The organism is Pseudomonas sp. TE12508, assembly GCF_056279485.1.
Map to the genome: position 1 here is coordinate 354,897 of NZ_JBWCCN010000001.1, position 18,246 is coordinate 373,142.

Consider the following 18,246-nt stretch of genomic DNA (forward strand, 5'->3'; position numbering starts at 1 on the left):
GCTCCGCGTCCCATTGGAACGCGGAGCGTCCCCTGAGGCATTTCCACGCAGAGCGTGGGAACGATCAGTGAGCGGGTGTCAGAACCACTCATCCTGCATGCCCAGGCACACATCATCCCGCGCCTCAAGAATCGCCAGTTCATGGTGGCAACCCGGCACTTCCCACGTCAGGAAATACCGCGCCGCCTGCAGCTTGCCTTTATAGAAGCTCACATCCGCCGTATTGCCCTTGGCCAACCCTTCCTCGGCACGAATCGCCTGTTCCAGCCAGCGCCAGCCAATCACCGTATGCCCGAACACTTTCAGGTACAGCGCCGAGTTCGCCAGGCTGCTATTGACCTTGCCTTGGGCCAGATCGGTCAGCAAGCCAATGGTCACGGTTTGCAGGCGTGCCACCAGTTTCTCCAACGGCTCACGCAGCGGCGTCAGCGATTCATACGCCTGCGCGCGCCCGGCGGTATCGGCAATCAGACGGATCAATTGCTTGAGCCCCGCGCCCCCGTTCTGCGCGAGTTTGCGCCCCAGCAAGTCCAGCGACTGAATACCGTGAGTCCCTTCATGAATCGGGTTCAGACGGTTGTCGCGGTAATACTGCTCCACCGGGTACTCACGGGTGTAACCGTGGCCGCCGAGAATCTGGATCGCCAGCTCGTTGGCCTTCAGGCAGAACTCCGACGGCCAGGATTTGACGATCGGCGTGAGCAAATCCAGCAGCTCATGGGCTTGTTTACGTTCGGCTTCAGTCTCAAGCGTGGTGGTGTCATCGAACAGTCGCGCCGCGTACAGCCCAAGGTCGAACGAACCTTCGACGTAAGCCTTCTGGGTCAACAGCATGCGTTTGACGTCGGCATGCTGAATGATTGCCACCGGTGCGGTGGTCGGATCCTTGCTATCCGGCACTCGACCTTGCGGCCGCTCGCGGGCGTATTCCAGGGAATACAGGTAACCGGCGTAACCCAGCATCACCGCGCCCATGCCGACGCCGATCCGCGCCTCATTCATCATCTGGAACATGTAGCTCAAACCGTGGTGCGGCTTGCCCACCAGATAGCCGACACATTCGCCGTTGTCGCCGAAGTTCAGCGCGGTAGACGTGGTGCCGCGCCAGCCCATCTTGTGGAACAAGCCGGCCAGCAACACGTCGTTGCGTTTGCCCAGGCTGCCGTCATCGTTGACCAGGAACTTGGGCACGATAAACAGCGAAATGCCCTTCACCCCGGCCGGTGCGTCCGGCAGTTTGGCCAGCACCATGTGCACGATGTTTTCCGACAGAGGGTGATCGCCGCCGGAGATGAAGATCTTGTTGCCCTTTAGTCGATAGGTGCCGTCGGACGCAGGCTCCGCGCGGGTACGAATATCTGACAGCGACGAGCCGGCATGGGGTTCGGTCAGCGCCATGGTGCCGAAGAAACGACCGTCGATCATTGGTTGCAGGAAGCGCTGCTTCTGCTCATCGGTGCCGAAGCTTTCAATCAGGTTCGCCGCGCCCATGGTCAGGAACGGGTAAGAGGTCGACGCCGCGTTGGCCGACTGAAAGTGCGCAAAGCACGCTTGGGACAACAGTGTAGGAAGTTGCATGCCGCCGGCGTCGAAACTGCGCGCGGCGTTGAGGAAACCGGCTTCGAGGAACGCATCCACCGCCGGTTTCACTTCTGGAATCAGAATTGCCTGACCGTCCTCATAGCGCGGTTCGTTCTCGTCGCCCTTGCGGTTGTGCGGGGCGAAGAACTTCTCGGCGATGCTGCGGGCGGTGCCGATAGCCGCATCGAAGGTCTCGCGGTTGTGCTCGGCGAACCGCTCACGCTGGGTCAGGCCCTCGGCATCGAGGACTTCATACAGCTCAAAAGCCAGATTGCGGGAACTGAGCAACGTCTCGGACATGGCGGCCTACCTTTTTTTGGAATGGACCGAGTCTAGAGGTGGGAAGGGCGGGGTGAACAGGATGATTGATGAGCGTGATGGAGAGGCAGAACGAGAGGGAAGGATAAAGCTGGGGAGGACGGTCATGATCGTTCCCACGCTCCGCGTGGGAATGCAGCCCAGGACGCTCCGCGTCCCCAAACGGCGTGACGCAGAGCGTCACAGGAGGCATTCCCACGCAGAGCGTGGGAACGATCACGAGGAGGGTTTAGCCGATAGTCATCAGGCTGGCGTTACCACCCGCCGCAGCAGTGTTGACGCTCAACGCACGCTCGATCACCAGGCGCTCCAACGCAATGTTGGTCTCACCCTGCGACAAACCATGAACCCCGACAATCGCTCCGGCACGCTTAGCCACTTGCTGGCAGACCGCACGCAACTGATCGGAATGGCCATGATGCAGAACCGCATCAACCACCACTTCGTCTTTGGTCCAGTCGGCAACCCGCTTGATCCGCGCCTGAATTTCTTTCGGCAGGCGTGCGAACAGGGCCTTGCCCGGTTCAGCGTCCGGCCATACCGCCGAGCCGCCCACGGCTAATACCGCCGCCAGTTGGGTCAGTAGATCGCCTTCGACGTCGGCCAGGCACAGCACGTGTTCACGCGGCAGGATGGCATAGCTGTTGCGCTCACCGGTCGGGCCCGCCAGAACACGGGTGATCCCGCTTTGCGATTGCGCCGCGAACTGTACGCACAGGGTGCTCAAGTCAGCGAACTTGTTGCTGTCGGCCCAGGCTTTCAGCGCAGTCAGCGGTTTGCTCATGGCATCACGCAGGCGGACGTCCGGTGCAGCGATCGCATCGCCGCGAGCGAAGGATTGTTCGATTGCATCGGTAGGACGCGTCGACAGCAGACGGTACAGGTACAGCGGGCCGCCGGCTTTCGGGCCAGTACCCGACAGGCCTTCACCGCCGAACGGTTGCACGCCAACCACAGCACCGACGATGTTGCGGTTCACGTAGACGTTACCGGCGTTGACGTTGTCGATCACCTTGGCGATGGTTTCGTCGATGCGCGTGTGCACGCCCAGGGTCAGACCGTAGCCGGAAGCGTTGATCTGGCCGATCAGTTGATCGATCTCTTTGCGCTTGTAGCGAACCACGTGCAGCACCGGGCCGAAGATCTCCCGTTGCAGTTCGTCGAAGCTTTCCAGCTCGATAAGGGTCGGCATCACGAAGGTGCCGCGTTTGACTTCTTCGCTGTTGGCGATGGCCACCTGGTACACGTTGCGACCTTTGTCGCGCATGGCCTGGATGTGCTTCTCGATGCCGGCCTTGGCTTCGGCGTCGATCACCGGGCCGATGTCCACGGACAGGCGCTCAGGGTTACCAAGACGGCATTCAGCCATGGCACCTTTGAGCATTTCGATGACACGGTCGGCGGAATCTTCCTGCAGGCACAGTACCCGCAGCGCCGAGCAACGTTGACCAGCACTGTCGAAGGCCGACGATACGACGTCGATCACGACTTGTTCAGTCAATGCCGAGGAGTCGACGATCATTGCGTTCTGGCCACCGGTTTCGGCGATCAGCGGAATCGGACGACCCTGAGCATCCAGGCGACCGGCGACGTTGCGTTGCAGCAGACGCGCGACTTCGGTGGAACCAGTGAACATCACGCCTTTTACCCGATCGTCGCCGACCAGACGGGCGCCGACGGTTTCGCCACGGCCCGGCAGCAATTGCAGCACGCCTTCCGGAATCCCGGCTTCGATCAGCAAACGCACGGCTTGAGCGGCCACCAGCGGGGTTTGTTCCGCAGGCTTGGCCAGTACCGGGTTGCCGGCGGCCAGGGCAGCAGCGACCTGACCACTGAAGATTGCCAGCGGGAAGTTCCACGGACTGATGCACACCACCGGACCCAATGGACGGTGGGCGTCGTTGGTGAAATCGTTGCGCGCCTGCACCGCGTAATAACGCAGGAAGTCCACGGCTTCACGCACTTCGGCGATGGCGTTGGCGAAGGTCTTGCCGGCTTCGCGAGCCAGCAGGCCCATCAGCGGCTGGATCTCGCCTTCCATCAAATCGGCGGCACGTTCCAGGATCGCGGCGCGCTCGGCCGGCGGGGTGGCCTGCCAGATCGGTGCAGCGTTCAGGGCGCACTGGATCGCGTTGTCGACGTCTTCGACGGTGGCTTCCTGCACGTGACCCACCACGTCACGCAGATCCGACGGGTTCAGGACTGGCGCAGGGGTTTCGCTGCTGGACGCGCAACCGAGCATCGGCGCCGCTTTCCAGTTGTTATGAGCGGTGGCCAGCAGGGCGCAGGACAAGGAAGCCAGACGATGTTCGTTGGCCATGTCGATGCCGCTGGAGTTGGCGCGCTCGGCACCATACAGGTCACGCGGCAGCGGGATACGCGGGTGCGGCAGGCCGAAGCCGCCTTCCAGCGTAGCCATCTGCTCGATGCTGGCCACTGGATCGGCCACCAGCTCCTGAATCGAAATGGACTGGTCGGCGATGCGGTTGACGAACGAGGTGTTCGCACCGTTTTCCAGCAGACGACGCACCAGGTACGCCAGCAGTGTTTCGTGAGTACCGACCGGTGCGTACACGCGGCACGGACGGTTCAGCTTGCCTTCGGAAACTTTGCCTACAACCTGTTCGTACAGCGGTTCACCCATGCCGTGCAGGCACTGGAACTCGTACTGACCGGGGTAATAGTTCTGGCCGGCGATGTGGTAGATGGCCGACAGAGTGTGGGCGTTGTGCGTGGCGAATTGCGGGTAGATGACTTCCGGCACCGACAGCAACTTGCGGGCGCAGGCGATGTAGGAAACGTCGGTGTACACCTTGCGGGTGTAGACCGGATAGCCTTCCAGGCCTTCGACCTGAGCGCGCTTGATTTCGCTGTCCCAGTACGCGCCTTTCACCAGACGGATCATCAGGCGATGACGGCTGCGGCGAGCCAGGTCGATCACGTAGTCAATCACATACGGGCAACGCTTCTGGTACGCCTGGATCACGAAACCGATGCCGTTCCAGCCGGTCAGTTGCGGCTCGAAACACAGGCGCTCCAGCAGATCCAGCGATAGCTCGAGGCGGTCGGCTTCTTCGGCGTCGATGTTCAGGCCGATGTCGTATTGCTTGGCTAGCAGGGTCAGCGAAAGCAGGCGCGGGTACAACTCGTCCATCACGCGCTCGTACTGGGCGCGGCTGTAACGCGGGTGCAGTGCGGACAGTTTGATCGAAATGCCCGGGCCTTCATAAATCCCACGACCGTGGGAGGCTTTGCCGATCGAGTGAATGGCTTGTTCGTACGAGGCCAGGTATTTCTGGGCGTCATGCTCGGTGAGTGCAGCTTCACCCAGCATGTCGTAGGAATAGCGGAAGCCTTTGGCTTCGAACTTGCTGGCGTTGGCCAGGGCTTCGGCGATGGTTTCGCCAGTGACGAACTGCTCGCCCATCAGGCGCATGGCCATGTCGACGCCCTTGCGGATCATCGGCTCACCGCTCTTGCCGATGATGCGGCTCAAGGACGAAGTCAGGCCGGCTTCATTGTGGGTGGCGACCAGTTTGCCGGTCAGCAGCAAGCCCCAGGTTGCGGCATTGACGAACAGCGACGGGCTGTTGCCCAAGTGCGGCTGCCAGTTACCGGTGCTGATCTTGTCGCGGATCAGCGCGTCACGGGTGCCTTTGTCCGGGATGCGCAGCAGCGCTTCGGCCAGGCACATCAGCGCCACGCCTTCCTGGGACGACAGGGAAAATTCCTGCAACAGGCCCTGAACAATCCCGGCACGGCCGCCGGCGCTTTTCTGATTGCGCAGTTTTTCGGCAATCGAGGCGGCGAGCTTGTTAGTGGCTTCGGCCATCGGGGCCGGCAGGCGCGCCTGCTCGATCAGCATCGGCACCACTTCAGGTTCCGGGCGACGGTAGGCGGCAGTGATAGATGCGCGCAGCACCGATTGCGGCAGGATGCTCTCAGCGAACTCCAGGAAGCACTGATGCGCGTGATCGACATGAATCTCGCCCGCTTCGTCAACTTCCTTGCCGTTCAAACCGTTCAGCTCGGACAGGGTTGCACCACCCTCGAGTTTTTCCAGGTAATTGAAAATTGCCTGCTTGATCAGCCAGTGCGGCGTGCGATCAATCGAGGTCGCGGCGGCCTTGAGGCGTTCGCGGGTCGGGTCGTCAAGTTTGACCCCAAGAGTGGTGGTAGCCATATTTTTATCCTCATGTTTGCCACGACCGCGTGGCATCAGCTGGCGGCAAGATTAGCTGTGCGTCGGTCGAGGTGCAACCTGGTGCAACCCTTTTTTTGTCGGAATAATAAGCAGCTCGTCAGGAAACTGATTCTGGTACATCCCTCCCGCGCCTGCTTGGTGCTTTTACTTCTAGCGCAACCCGGAAAACGCCCTGAAAAGGAGCAAAAACCGACGCTTTTCAGGAAAATCCGACTAGGTGCAACTTATTCGTACGAAACTGGTTGCACCTTATTTGCTTTGTTGAATAGCATTCGCGGCCAAGGTGCAACCGGTCAAAAAGATCGGTGTGCCGGCTGATGGCTTTCCTGGGGAAACATCAGTCATAAATGCGCGGGACCCCGAATCGTCCGTCAAACGTCGTCGTTTGCGAGCGGTTCACCAGCCGCTGCTACATAAAAACAATGCCAGGGCGTAACTCAATGAGCGTAAGCAATCCAACCCTGATCACGTTCGTGATCTACATCGCAGCAATGGTGCTGATCGGCTTCATGGCCTATCGCTCCACCAACAACCTTTCTGACTACATTCTGGGCGGTCGTAGCCTGGGCAGCGTCGTGACCGCACTCTCCGCTGGTGCTTCTGACATGAGCGGCTGGTTGTTGATGGGCCTGCCGGGCGCTATCTACATGTCCGGTCTTTCCGAAAGCTGGATCGCTATCGGCCTGATCATCGGTGCTTACCTGAACTGGCTGTTCGTCGCCGGCCGTCTGCGCGTGCAGACCGAGCACAACGGCGATGCACTGACTCTGCCGGATTACTTCTCCAGCCGTTTTGAAGATAAAAGCGGCCTGCTGCGGATCATCTCTGCGGTCGTGATCCTGGTGTTCTTCACCATCTACTGCGCTTCCGGCATCGTGGCCGGCGCCCGTCTGTTCGAAAGTACCTTCGGCATGTCCTACGAGACAGCGCTGTGGGCCGGTGCTGCGGCGACGATTGCCTACACCTTCGTCGGTGGTTTCCTGGCAGTGAGCTGGACGGACACCGTACAAGCCACGTTGATGATCTTCGCCCTGCTGCTGACGCCGATCATCGTGCTGCTGGCGACTGGCGGCATCGACACCACGTTCCTGGCGATCGAAGCGCAAGATCCAAGCAACTTCGACATGCTTAAAAACACCACTTTCATCGGCATCATCTCGCTGATGGGCTGGGGTCTGGGCTACTTCGGCCAGCCGCACATCCTGGCGCGTTTCATGGCGGCGGATTCGGTCAAGTCGATCGCTAACGCTCGTCGCATCTCCATGACCTGGATGATCCTGTGCCTGGGCGGCACCGTCGCGGTAGGTTTCTTTGGTATCGCTTACTTCTCGGCCCACCCTGCCGTGGCGATGCCAGTGAGTGAAAACCACGAGCGTGTGTTTATCGAACTGGCAAAAATCCTGTTCAACCCGTGGGTTGCCGGTGTACTGCTGTCGGCCATTCTGGCGGCGGTAATGAGTACGCTGAGCTGCCAGCTGCTGGTGTGCTCGAGCGCCCTGACCGAAGACTTCTACAAAACCTTCCTGCGTAAAAGCGCTTCCCAGGTTGAACTGGTCTGGGTCGGTCGCGCCATGGTGCTGCTGGTTGCCCTGATCGCCATTGCGATGGCGGCTAACCCGGAAAACCGTGTACTGGGTCTGGTCAGCTACGCTTGGGCTGGTTTCGGTGCTGCGTTCGGTCCGGTTGTCCTGATCTCCGTGATCTGGAAAGACATGACCCGCAACGGCGCACTGGCCGGCATCCTGGTCGGCGCAATCACCGTGATCGTCTGGAAACACTTCGAACTGCTGGGCCTGTACGAAATCATCCCTGGTTTCATCTTCGCCAGCCTGGCGATCTACATCGTCAGCAAGCTGGGCACGCCGACTCACGGCATGCTTCAGCGCTTTGCGGCTGCCGAGGCAGATTTCCGCCTGAACAAGTGATGGGGATGAGCTGATGCTCTGATCTTTCGACTACATGAAAACGGCCCGCTTCCTTTTGGAGGCGGGCCATTTTTTTTGGGGTTGGCGCCGACCTGAGGTATCGAAGATCCCCTGTGGGAGCGAGCCTGCTCGCGATGGCGGTTGATCATTCAACATTGATGTCGACTGACCCGACGCTATCGCGAGCAGGCTCGCTCCCACAGGGGATATGGTGCTTCTGAAGGGAATGTATGTAGTCAAAAATTCTGTTTTATGAAGGGGGAGTCTTCATAAAAAGTAGGGGAAATCTGATTTCCTTGTCCCTCCGTCAACACCCCTTGTCGCTCATGCAGAATCGCCCGCCTTCATTCTGCAGAGACACATCGGATGTTCGCGCCTGCCAATCAACCGCGTTTCACGTTGACCCTCGACGGCGTCCAGAATGAGCTCAAGATACTTGAGTTCACGGGCAAGGAAGCCATCAGCCAACCCTATCGATTTGACCTGGAACTGGTCAGTGAACGGCCCGACATTGACCTCGAAAGCCTGTTGCACCGTCAGGCGTTTCTGAGTTTCGATGCGCAAGGTTCCGGTATTCACGGTCAGATTTTTCGCGTAGGCCAGAGCGATTCCGGCCAACGTCTGACGGGCTATCAAATCAGTCTCGTACCGCGTCTGGCGTACCTCGGCCAGCGTATTAATCAGCGGATTTTCCAGCACAAAAGCGTGCCGACCATCGTCACGCAAATCCTCAAAGACCACGGCATCCAGCGCGATGCCTTCGAGTTCCGGCTCGGCAGCGACTACCCTGAGCGCGAGTACTGCGTTCAGTACGCCGAAAGCGATCTGGCATTCATTCAGCGTCTGTGTGCCGAAGTCGGCATTCACTACCATTTCCAGCACAGCGCCGACGGGCACCTGTTGGTGTTCGGTGATGACCAAACGGTTTTCCCCCGGTTGCCCGAGCCGACGCTGTACTTGCCAGGCAGCGGGATGGCAGCGGATGCGCCAGCGATCAAGCGGTTCAACGTGCGCCTGGAAACCCGGACCACAGCGGTCACTCGCCGGGACTACGACTTCCGCAAACCGCGTTTGCAACTCGAAAGCCGCCTCGACAGCGAGCAGCGACCGGTGCTGGAGGACTACCACTTCCCTGGTCAATTCACCGACCGCGAACACGGCAAGCATCTGGCGCAACGGGCCTTGGAACGCCACGCGGCGGACTACCGCCAGGCAGAAGGTCGCGGTGATGAATCGGCGTTGGTCAGCGGGCATTTCCTACACCTCGCCGAACATCCCCGTCAGGGATGGAACGATCTGTGGTTGATCACCGAAATCGAACACCGTGGTCGGCAGCCGCAAGTGCTGGAAGAGTCGGCCACCGGCGACAGCCCGGATGATTTCCAGGGCTATCGCAATACCTTTCTGGCGACGCCGTGGGACGTTGCTTTTCGCCCCGCGCTGGGGCCGGAAAAGCCACGCATGCTCGGCTATCAACCTGCCGTTGTCACCGGCCCGACTGACAGCGAAATCCATTGCGACGAGTACGGTCGAGTCAAGGTTCAACTTGCCTGGGATCGTGACGGTCAGCTCAACGAGCATTCCAGTTGCTGGCTGCGTGTCGCGACTGGCTGGGCGCACGACCGCTACGGCAGCGTGATGATTCCGCGCGTCGGTATGGAAGTGCTGGTGGGGTTCGTCGACGCCGATGCCGACAAGCCGCTGGTCATGGGGTGCCTGCCCAACGCCGCGACCCCGGTGCCGCTCGATCTGCCGGCGGACAAGACCCGCAGCATTTTCCGTAGCCAAAGTAGTCCCGGTGGCGGTGGTTACAACGAATTGCGCATCGAGGATCGCAAGGGCGGCGAGGAAATCTACCTGCGCGCCCAGCGAAACTGGACTCAGCACGTACTGAATGATCAGCAGGTGCAGGTCGACAACCAGCGCAGCATCGTCGTCACCGGCACCGCCCGCCATGAGCTCAAGGCTGACGAAAAACGCATCACCCACGGTCAGCGCCAGACCGAAGTGCGACAGGACGATCACCTGGTGGTGATCGGCGACCGGCACATTCGCGTGACCAGTCAGGCCCTCAACGCCAGCCAGCAATTCCACGTCAGCGCCGGCCAGCAAGTGGTCATCGATGGCGGCGCCAGCGCGACCATTCAGGCGGGCGGGCAGTGGATCAACATCGGCCCCGGCGGGATTTTCAGCAGTGTGCCGATTCAGGTCGGTGGCGCACCGATGGCGGCCATGGCTTCTGCGCCGAACTTGCCGGATGTGCCGTTGAAACTGGCAGCGGCCCCGGCGGCGCTGCTCAGTGCTGCACAGATCCTTAGCTTGCAAAGTGACGCGCCATTTTGTGAAGAGTGTGAGCGCTGTAAGGACGGTGTCTGTGCCGCCTGATGCCTTGTCACCTCGCGCCTGGCTGGAGCGCCAGCCACTGAAACCGTCGGAGCAACTGTTCGCGATTTTCAGCAGTGCCAGTGCTGCTGAACCGTTCAAAGCCTGGCAACGCTCGATCACCGCTCAAGCGCCGAGCCCGATCTGGGCCGACACCGCGTATGCCGAGTGGGAAGCGGTGATGCCCTATGTCGGAATCGTCGCTGTTGGCAGTGAGTTTCTGGAGTGGGTTGCTACGACCGAGTCCCGCGATTGGGGTTGGCTGGCAGTTTCTTCTGCTTCTCAAGAAGCGCTGGTCGAGCATTTGCGCAGCCTCACTCAAGTTTTTTTGCCCAGCGGCAACGCGGTGTTTTTCCGTTTCTGGGATGGGCGTTATTTGTTGTCGATTCTTCGGTCTGCCGAGGTGCGAGCCGCTGAGCTGATGCCCGTGATCGGGCGTTGCCTGATCAATGGTCGGGCGCTCGAAATCGGTGGTCGCGCGCTAAAAAATTCCCAGGCTTTTCCATGGTGGAAAGTCCCCCCGTCACTGCTGGATCAGCTCGCTGCGCAGTCCGCTACAACCCGCATCAACAACTTGCTGAAGTGGTTGAGCGAGGACCGCCCTGATCTTTATGAGGCGTTTTCCGAAAGTGTATTGCGGCACAAAGTTGCGAGCCTTCTTGAGACGCCGGACCTGCCTCAAGCACCGAAATCAGCCTTGGTGGATTACCTGATGACGGAGCTGGACTGATGGATCAGATCGTACGGATCGAGCAGGAGCTCGACGGTTTCAAAGACACCTTGAGTTTGTATCGCCAGCAACTTGGCAGCTTCTTGAGCAGGAATGCGGACAGGGTTAGCCGGGCTACGGATATGCCGTCGCTGATGGACATGGAGCGCAAGATCAAGCTGGGAAATACCAGCAAGTCGCTCAGTAGTCGCGATGACGATTTCTTCTCCAGCGTTGCGCAATGTCCAGACAGCGGAATTCTGGAAATCGAGAGCAAGTTTGAATCGGTTTATGACATTCCGCTGGGGAATATTCAGGTCGATGTGATTGCCCAGGATGGCGGTAAGTCGACGCCTGTGACGCTCGATGAAAACGGTAAAGGACAGTTCGAAGGCTTGCCCGGCAAGTTCTATCGCGTTCATGTTCAAAGTGAAGTTACCCCAACTCAAATCAATGATCTTTTCTCCTCATACGACGGCCTGACCACAGAGCTGGAGGGCTGGCTACGCAAGGAGTGGGAGGGGTTCAAACCGCAGTGGTCGCAGTCGACTTTTGTGGCCGCTGGTAACGGAGTGCTGGCGGGAAGTTGGGCAGCAGTCATGGGCGTTTGGGATGGACTGAGCCTTGTCTTTGACATCCTTAAGAATCCTGGCGCTCACCTTGAACAACTCGGCAGTAGTGCGCAGCAACTCATCGATCTGGCGAAGCAATCACCAGCAACGATGGAAAAAGCCATGTTGCTGGCTAGCGATGAAGCGGCGCTTTGTCTGCTGTTTCGTGCTGCGAGTCTTTGGCTTTCGGCGTTACCGCCTAGCGAAATGGCTGGTAACTCGGCAGAGGTGGCCAGCCAAGTCATTGTCTCGGTACTGATCGATATTCTGATTGCTTTGGCGCTGGCCTGGACGGGGGTCGGTATACCCGTCGCCAAGGCCTATCTCACTGCTCGCGGGCTCAAGTACGGGGCGTTGCTGGCTGGTCTGGCGATGCGCTTCGTCGAGGCCACTTTCACTATTCTCAGCACCTTCATGGAGTACGTCGACCGCTATAAGAAAGTCGCCGCGCGCGGTATTGCTGCAGGGCTGAAAAAGGGTCGCATGCAGCTGCGCTGGGATGCCAAACGCAATACCACGCTCAAACAAAACGAACACCACGACGACGCGTCGAAGCAGGCCACCAACCCCAACGGCGACAGCGCCGACTCCGCGGATAAAACCGCGACCAACAAATGCCCGGTATCGATGGTCACCGGCGAAGAACTGCTGACCCTCACCGACGGTTCGCTGGACGGCCTCCTGCCGTTCGACTTCACCCGGCTCTACCGCACCAGCGCCGCCGAAATCGACTGTGGCCTGGGCTTTGGCTGGAGTCACTCGCTCGCCCATCGCCTGGAAATCGACGGCGACACGGTCATCTGGATCGACCACGAAAACCGTCGCACCACCTTCCCGCTGCCATCCATTGAGCGCCCGGCGATCCACAACAGCCTCTCGCGCGCGGCGATTTATCTCGGTGCTGACCCCGAGGAACTGATCCTCGCCCAAGCCGGCGAAGAAACCCGTTTCTACCACTTTCACAACGGTTTTCTGACCGCGATCAGCGACGCGTACGACAACCGCTTGCGCATCACTCGCGACCGCCAGCAGCGCATCCAGCGCCTCGACAACGGCGCCGGCCGTGCCTTGCTGTTGCGTTATGAACGCAACCATCTGGTCGCCGTCGACTACCAGGTGTTTGTCCCCGCGCCGACCCTCGCCGAAGCCTGGCACACCGAGCAGACGCTGGTCAGTTATCACTACGACGAACGCGATCAGCTGATCGAAGCGACCAACGCCGCCGGTGAAAGCGAGCGTTACGACTACGACGACCAGCACGTGATTCTGCAACGGCAACTGGCCGGGGGCGCGAGTTTTTTTTGGGAGTGGGAACGGTCCGGCAAGACGGCGCGCTGCATCCGCCACTGGGCGTCGTTTTCGCAGATGGACACGCGTTACGTCTGGGACGACCAGGGCAGCGTCACCGTCCAGAACATCGATGGCAGTGAAGAGGTTTACGTCCACGACGACCGGGCGCGGCTGGTGCGCAAGGTCGAACTGGACGGCGGCGAACAGCTCAAGGCCTACGACGAACAGGGGCGGTTGGTCGCCGAGCAGGATCCGCTCGGAGCCGTCACCGAATACCGCTACGACGAAGTCGGACGGTTGGTGGCGCTGATTCCGCCGCAAGACGAGCCAACGGCCTACGAGTACCGCAACGGTTTCCTGCATGCGCGGTATCGCGGCGAGGCGGTATGGACCTATCGGCGCAATGCCCAAGGCGATATCACCGAGGCCGTCGACCCGGACGGCCAAGTCACCCATTACCACTACGACGCCCAGGGGCGATTGCTGTCGATCCGCTACCCGGACACCAGTCGGCATGTGTTTGTCTGGAATGGTTTGGGGCAATTGGTCGAAGAAACCTTGCCGCAGGGTGGTCGGCGACAGTTTTCCTACGACGTCATGGGCCGGCGGATTACCAGCCAGGACGGATACGGTGCCGTCACACGTTACCAGTGGGACGCCGTTGGCCGACTGATCCAGACGACACTTCCTACAGGCGCCACCCGCGCGTTCAGTTACAACGCCTACGGCCAAGTCACTGCCGAACAGGATGAACTCGGCCGCATCACCCGCTACGAATACGCCGACGACCTGCACCTGGTCAGCCGCCGGATCAATCCCGACGGCACGCAGCTCAAGTACCGCTACGACAACCCGCAGCTTCTGCTGACAGAAATTGAAAACGAATCCGGCGAAAAATATCAGCTGGACTACACCGCCAATGGATTGATCCGACAGGAAACCGGCTTTGACGGCCAACGCACGGCGTATGCCTATGACCTGAACGGACAACTGCTGGAGAAAACCGAGTTCGGTGATGACGGCTCGAAACTGGTTACCGGTTACGGGCGGGATTCGGCCGGGCGCCTGTTGGCCAAAACCCTGCCCGACGGCGTCAAAGTCGAGTATCGCTACGACAGCCTTGGCCGATTGGTTTCCGTCGATGATGGCCACGACCATCCACTGGAGTTCGAGTACGACAACCAGGACCGGTTGATCTCTGAGCACCAGGGCTGGGGCACGTTGCGCTACAGCTACGACGCCTGCGGCCAACTCAAACGCCTGCGCCTGCCGGACAACAGCAAACTCGACTACCACCACGCCAAGGGCGGTGCGCTGACGGCCATCGACCTCAACGGCGCGCGGCTCACCGCTCACCAATTCCAATTCGGTCGTGAGCAACAGCGCCAACAAGGTCTGCTGCTCAGCGAATATGCCTACGATGAACAAGGACGTCTGAAGGCTCATTCCGTCAGCCAACAGCAACAACCGCTGTATCGCCGCGATTATGCCTACAGCGCCAACGGAAACCTCGGCCACATCGCCGACACCCGCCACGGCCAGCGCACCTACCTTTATGACGCCCTCAACCGCCTGACCCGCGTCCGTCACGCCCGCGACGACCCACCAGAAAGCTTCGCCCACGACCCGGCGGGCAACCTGCTGATGCAGGACCGCCCCGGCGCGGCAACCATCAAGGGCAATCGCTTGCTGATGCAAGGCGACCGCCATTACGACTACGACGCCTTCGGCAATCTGATCCGCGAACGCCGCGGCACCGCGCAGAAACTCGTCACCGAATATCGCTACGACTGCCAGCACCGCCTAATCGGTGTCACTACCCCGGACGGTCGTTGCTCAAGCTACCGCTACGACGCCTTCGGCCGCCGCATCGCCAAAACCGTCGAGGGCAAGACCACCGAGTTCTTCTGGCAGGGCGACAACCTCGTCGCTGAAAGCAGCAAAGAGCATTACCGCAGCTATGTCTACGAACCCGGCAGCTTTCGTCCACTGGCCATGCTCGACGGCAAAGGTCCGAAAAAGGCCTGCCCGTTTTACTACCAACTCGATCACCTCGGTACGCCGCAGGAACTGACGGATTATGGTGGCGAGATCGTGTGGTCGGTGAAGTACAACGCCTACGGCAAAGTCACGCACCTGGCGTTCGGTGGGGGCGAGCAACTCGATCAGCCGCTGCGCTTCCAGGGGCAGTACTTTGATGCTGAGAGTGGCCTGCATTACAACCGGCATCGGTACTATGATCCGGACGTAGGGCGGTATCTGACGCCGGATCCGATTAAGTTGGCGGGTGGGTTAAACCAATATCAGTACACGCCGAATCCGACGGGGTGGGTTGATCCGTTGGGGTTGAGCGGGAATTGTCCGCCGCCGAATAAGCCAGGGTGTAAGGCGCCGGATGATACGACTGGCGCTAGGGTTGATGAGGGTGAGCCGCCGTTACCGAAGCTGACGGGTGATCAGCGGCGGGCGCGGATTGATGAGCTGGCTGAGGCGAACGCCAAGGGACGGGTTATGGCAATGGAGGATAAATACGACATGCATACCGTCAAAAAGCACAGTTCAGAAATATCGGATACCGCACTAAAACAGCGAGCCATTAACGGAGCGGACCCTAATACTGGGAGGATCCCGAATGGAGCGAGGGGGAATTTAAGCTCTCAGTTCAGTAGCTGGAGGGTTCATTTCAATGCATTGAATAAGGCATTAACTAGAGAGAGGTTGGGGCTGAGCCCCCATACGGGTACAGATCACAACAGAGACCCGATTGTAAGGATGGAGCTTCCTGGCGCTGGTCGTGGGTATAGGCCAAATAGAATAGATCAAAGTAATCCTAAGTTAAATGAGGATCTGAATTGGTTTGAAGTTAAGTTTGATAAGGATGATGTGACTCGGCCCTATACAGGTTTTCCTTCGGAGAAGAAATGATGTTGCGAGACCCTTTTTTAGATGAGGAATTTCGGCCCGACTTAATGTGGTTTATTGGGGTTTTTTGTGTTTATGATCGTGAAGAGACGCTGGGGGCAGAACTTGAAGTTTATGATCCTAATGATAAGGACGATAGAGCTGAGCTGATCAGGAAGTACGGTCTTAACTTAGGGTATTTGACCTATCGGCATAAGCTCGTTTTGATGGAGTCTCTGGCAGATAAGCTGAACGACGAAAGCTATGACTTTCAGGGCTTGTTCGATATTGACGAGGACGAGGCTGCGAGCTGGGCTCGGGGTGAATGGTACGAATTAAAGGATCCTCGTGGTTTTCTTCAGCATGTCTATATGCTGGCGCAGGAGGTTTGGAAAGATGACTTGCTCAAAGCCAGCCAGGAAGATCGAGCGACTTGGTGAAGGAAGCTAATGCTCAGATAAATGAAAATAAGTAGATCTGTCCCATTTTTTTCCAATCTTCACAAGGCTAGTCTCGAAGACCAATCAGCTTGGTGAGAGAGCTACATCGATCGCGAAATTTCTGGGCAAGGTCGTCGGAAGTTTCCTTCAAAACGTATCGGTTTCCATGAACTGGTGCGAAGTGAGATCCATGGATAGTCTTTGGCTGTCGCTGCAAATGCAGCGGCAGGGTGTAGGAACCCGGGACAACTCACCGCGCATCAGCGCTGTCGTTTGATTGCGGCACTTAACTTGTGTCCGTAACATCGTTCGCGGCGGCTGTGCGCGGGGCACGCTTCGGCGTGGCTGAGTTTGGTGAGTTGCTCAGTTTCCTACTCCCGCGTACGGCTGCCACCCAAGCCCGTAGGAAAGGCCGTTGGTAGCATTTAACTCAATCACCAAGGTCTAAAAAAATGAAAAGTCTTCACCCCGATCCACCTTACGAAAAAATAATCCCTCATCCCGAAAACCGCTTCATGGCATTGACCGGCAACTGCAACGACATGCCCACCCTGTTCGTCGATACCCACGCGCCGCTCGATGTTTTATACGACGCTGCCAACTATCGAATTCGCGCCGTCACGCAGGTGCTTGAGAACATGTCGATGCGCGGTTCGGTTGAGTGTGAGTCGTTCATTCTCAGTGATTTTGCGTTGCTGTGTGCCATTCCGTTGCGGGATGGGTGTGATGTGCTGGATGTGATTGGGCGGCGGTTGCGGGCTCGGCCTTCGGAGTAAGGCTGCTGAAAGATCGTTCCCACGCTCTGCGTGGGAATGCAGCCCGTGACGCTCTGCGTCACATCGGTGTCAGGCGCGAATTCGATTGCGTGGCTGGAACGCGGAGCGTCCCTTGAGGCATTCCCACGCAGAGCGTGGGAACGATCAGCAGAAGGGCGATCACCGTGGAGAATGCCCGCTTAGCCGTGAGGTCCTGACGTTCTGCGCCGTACAAGGTAAACTTCCCGGCCTTCGCAGGAGCAATCATGAATTATCGTCACGCCTTCCATGCCGGCAATCACGCCGATGTGTTCAAACACCTGACTTTGACCCGCCTCATCGCCTTGATGTCGCGCAAGGAGCAGCCGTTTGCCTATCTCGACACTCACGCCGGTATTGGTCTGTATGACCTGCAGGGCGATCAGGCGAGCCGTACCGGTGAGTACCTGGAAGGGATCGCGCGGTTGTGGGATCAGCCGGATTTGCCGGCGCTGACTGCCGATTACATGAAGGTGTTGCACGACATGAACCCGGATGGCCAGTTGCGCTATTACCCGGGTTCGCCGGAGTTGGCGCGACGGCTGACGCGGCCGCAGGATCGGCTGATGCTCAACGAGAAGCACCCTGAAGACGGCTTGCTGCTCAAGGACAACATGGCGGGTGATCGTCGGGTGAAGGTGCACTTGGGGGAAGGCTGGCATGTGCCGCGGGCGATGTTGCCGGTGCAGGAGAAGCGGGCGGTGATGTTGATTGATCCGCCGTTCGAGCAACTCGATGAGATGCAGCGTTGTGCGGCGTCGTTGAAAGAAGCGATTGGCCGGATGCGCCAGACGGTGGCGGCGATCTGGTACCCGGTGAAGGATCAGCGCATGTTGCGGCGGTTCTATCAGGACTTGGCCGGTACGGGCGCACCGAAGTTGTTGCGGGTGGAGTTGTTGGTGCATCCGCTGGATACGCCCAATAGCCTGAATGGTTCGGGGTTGGCGATTGCCAATCCGCCATGGGGGCTGGAAGAGGAATTGCGTGAGTTGCTGCCGTGGTTGTCCAAGAAGCTTGGGCAGACCCAGGGTGGGTGGCAGATGGATTGGTTGATCGCCGAGAGTTAATCAATTGCATGAGTTGATCGTTCC

Annotated in this window: 9 protein-coding genes; 7 read left to right on the forward strand and 2 right to left on the reverse strand. The window is 59.1% G+C overall.

Going from position 1 to position 18,246, the window contains the following annotated elements:
• Nucleotides 1-78: 78 nt before the first annotated feature.
• Both ACZ9IM_RS01560 and putA read right to left on the reverse strand, forming a co-directional pair.
• Nucleotides 79-1,881, reverse strand: a complete 1,803-nt coding sequence (locus ACZ9IM_RS01560) for an acyl-CoA dehydrogenase (RefSeq protein ID WP_427626654.1) — start codon at nucleotides 1,879-1,881, stop codon at nucleotides 79-81.
• Nucleotides 1,882-2,128: 247 nt separating this feature from the next.
• Nucleotides 2,129-6,082 (reverse strand): trifunctional transcriptional regulator/proline dehydrogenase/L-glutamate gamma-semialdehyde dehydrogenase, encoded by a 3,954-nt coding sequence (gene putA, locus ACZ9IM_RS01565; protein ID WP_476223226.1) that lies wholly within the window; start codon nucleotides 6,080-6,082, stop codon nucleotides 2,129-2,131.
• Between the two features lie 461 nt (nucleotides 6,083-6,543).
• On the opposite strand from putA, the gene putP reads away from it, so the two are divergent.
• The 7 genes from putP (at nucleotide 6,544) to ACZ9IM_RS01600 (ending at nucleotide 18,222) form a co-directional block, all read left to right on the forward strand.
• Nucleotides 6,544-8,028: a sodium/proline symporter PutP gene (putP, locus tag ACZ9IM_RS01570; protein WP_429431694.1), complete on the forward strand. Its 1,485-nt coding sequence runs from the start codon at nucleotides 6,544-6,546 to the stop codon at nucleotides 8,026-8,028.
• A gap of 366 nt (nucleotides 8,029-8,394) precedes the next feature.
• A complete protein-coding gene (locus tag ACZ9IM_RS01575; RefSeq protein ID WP_476223227.1) occupies nucleotides 8,395-10,413 on the forward strand; it encodes a type VI secretion system Vgr family protein in 2,019 nt (672 codons plus the stop codon).
• Nucleotides 10,403-11,140 (forward strand): DUF4123 domain-containing protein, encoded by a 738-nt coding sequence (locus ACZ9IM_RS01580; protein WP_476223228.1) that lies wholly within the window; start codon nucleotides 10,403-10,405, stop codon nucleotides 11,138-11,140. Before ACZ9IM_RS01575 ends, ACZ9IM_RS01580 begins: the two co-directional genes overlap by 11 nt.
• Nucleotides 11,140-15,945 (forward strand): RHS repeat-associated core domain-containing protein, encoded by a 4,806-nt coding sequence (locus ACZ9IM_RS01585; protein WP_476223229.1) that lies wholly within the window; start codon nucleotides 11,140-11,142, stop codon nucleotides 15,943-15,945. Before ACZ9IM_RS01580 ends, ACZ9IM_RS01585 begins: the two co-directional genes overlap by 1 nt.
• Nucleotides 15,942-16,361: a hypothetical protein gene (locus ACZ9IM_RS01590; protein WP_427626666.1), complete on the forward strand. Its 420-nt coding sequence runs from the start codon at nucleotides 15,942-15,944 to the stop codon at nucleotides 16,359-16,361. The genes ACZ9IM_RS01585 and ACZ9IM_RS01590 overlap by 4 nt, the downstream gene beginning before the upstream one ends.
• Nucleotides 16,362-16,813: 452 nt before the next feature.
• A complete protein-coding gene (locus ACZ9IM_RS01595; protein ID WP_427626668.1) occupies nucleotides 16,814-17,137 on the forward strand; it encodes a hypothetical protein in 324 nt (107 codons plus the stop codon).
• Nucleotides 17,138-17,382: 245 nt separating this feature from the next.
• Nucleotides 17,383-18,222 (forward strand): 23S rRNA (adenine(2030)-N(6))-methyltransferase RlmJ, encoded by an 840-nt coding sequence (locus tag ACZ9IM_RS01600; RefSeq protein WP_008009107.1) that lies wholly within the window; start codon nucleotides 17,383-17,385, stop codon nucleotides 18,220-18,222.
• Nucleotides 18,223-18,246: the final 24 nt, after the last annotated feature.